The organism is Cupriavidus sp. 8B (assembly GCF_054589115.1).
The window spans coordinates 1-2,014 of sequence record NZ_BAAILO010000087.1 but is presented as its reverse complement, the minus strand read 5'-3'; the positions used below and the strand labels follow the sequence as shown (position 1 = coordinate 2,014).

The 2,014-nt window shown below is 64.8% G+C and carries 1 protein-coding gene; it reads right to left on the bottom strand.

What is annotated here, in order from left to right; all coding sequences use genetic code 11:
• Positions 1 to 73: 73 nt before the first annotated feature.
• Positions 74 to 2,014 (bottom strand): hypothetical protein (locus tag ACYP5B_RS08210; protein WP_459569248.1); only part of this gene is annotated, 1,941 nt, incomplete at its 5' end.

Here is a 2,014-nt window from a genome sequence, read left to right as displayed (position 1 = left end):
GTCGTGGGCCAGCAGATCTTCCAGGATGTGCTGCATCTCCGGATCCGCCAACGCCGAGTCCGTGTTTTTCGTCTCAGTCATCGAGCACTCCGCGTGACGGGGCGACGGACAGGTCCGGTCCGTCGGGGAACGGATGATCACCTTCAGGCGTGGCCAGCAACCGGCGTACGCCATCCAGTCGAGTCCGGGCATGCGCGATCTGGTTGTCACGCCCGGGCATCGATGCCGGCCGGGCCTCGGCATGCGCGAGGGCGGCGGCCAGTTTGCCTTCCAACCTGACGAGATGCCCCCGATTCTCGGGCAGGTTGGTCGCAGACAGATGGCGGCAGCCGGTAAAGCATTCCAGGTGCTTGGGGCAGGGATCCACCGTGAAGCTGTTGAGGCAGTGGCCGTACGGGGTCACGTGGAAGCCATCGGCTTCCGCCTTCAGATAGCCGAAGGCCGCCTCGTCGCCTGCATCGGCCTGGATGCGCAGGAACGCGGCAACAAGGGGGCCGCTGGCCTTGCCGGCTTGGATCATCCTGGCCACCGTGGCCGCTTTCTCGCCCAGGGCGAGTTCTACCTCGACCGGCAACTCGATCTGGTCCAGCTCCTCGGCCAGGCTACGATGGTCGTACACGTAGCTTTGTGCCACGCTACGCCGGTTAAATCGCTTGGAGATGATCGTGTCGGCCACCCCGAGCCGGAACAGCTCGGTGTTCTGCAGATGCCGCAGCATATGCGACTCAAGGATCAGGCCCCGGTCTTCCGCGCTTTGTCCGTAACGCTGGAACAGCGTGCTTCGCCCAGCTTGTTCCCCTAGCGCATTCCCCACGAACCCAGTATCTGGCCGATTCACCGCCATCACGCGTGTCACGTCGCAGATGCCATCATCACGTTCCTCCGCCAGCGAGCGCTTGGGCGCCAGGAACAGCAACTCCCAACTCTGGATCTGGCCAGACATCAGCGGCAGAGGCGCCGTATCCGACAGCTTGGTTGGCACCGCGGCCTGCAGATAGGCTTCGAGCTCGCCCACGTGCAGGCACGCCTGCGCCCATTGCATTCGGGTGCCTGGCGCAATCACGCTGCCATCCGGACGTCGGAACGACAGGGCGTGACCGTTGGCTCCCATGGCCTTGCCGAGACGGTTCAGATAGATATAGGCAGCCATATCCAGGCGAGGCTGCCGCGCGTGGCTGGCCAGTTGCAGGTCATGCATCTCCTGCAGCAAGGCGACGTCGAACTGCGCGCGATAGCGTTCCTGCAGGCGGGCTCGGAGCTCGCCATCGATGGCGGCCCAGAACGGATTGCCGGTCAGGTGAGGGTATAGGTGAGCGGCTGGCACGACGTCATGCTCCGCGTACCACGGCAGCAGACGTCGGCTTTCAGTCTGTCGTCGCAGCGTCTGTCGCAGCGGTGCGGTCAGCTCCCTGGCTTGCTCCAGCGTGCTCGTCAACAGCTCGCGGAACATCTCCGGCACATACTGGACCTTCTCGAACAGCACACGACTGTCCGCGGTCGCGGCCTGCTGCTTTTCCGCGAAGTGGCGCAGCAGCAGTGCATCCGCGTAGCCGCCCAGCGCTCCCGCAGACTGGCCATGCTGATCGTAGTAGGCGCGCGTGCGTTGCCAGTCTGCAGGCAGCAGCACGGCCTCGCCGATGCGCAACCCGGTCACGATCATCGCGCGCAGGCACAGGAAGCGTAGCGTGTCGATGAAGCTGCGCGGCGGCTCCGTCATGACGATGCGCACCAGTTCCCAGAAGGCACGCCGCTGCGGCAATCGTTCAGCACGCTTGCGTTGCTCGAGGCTCTCCCGCAGCTCGTCCTCGGACTTCAGGAACGCGGCGCGGCGGCGCCGCGTCGCTGTTGCTTGCGGCCGGGGCACGCTTTGGTAAAGCGGCCCCACGTCCGCCAACCGTTGCACATCGAACAGGTTCCGGAGAACGCCTTCAACGACTTGCCCCAACTTGCCACAGGCCTGGATGCTGCTCGCCAGATGGATGGCGCGGTGGCAATCCAGCGTTGTCAGTTGCCA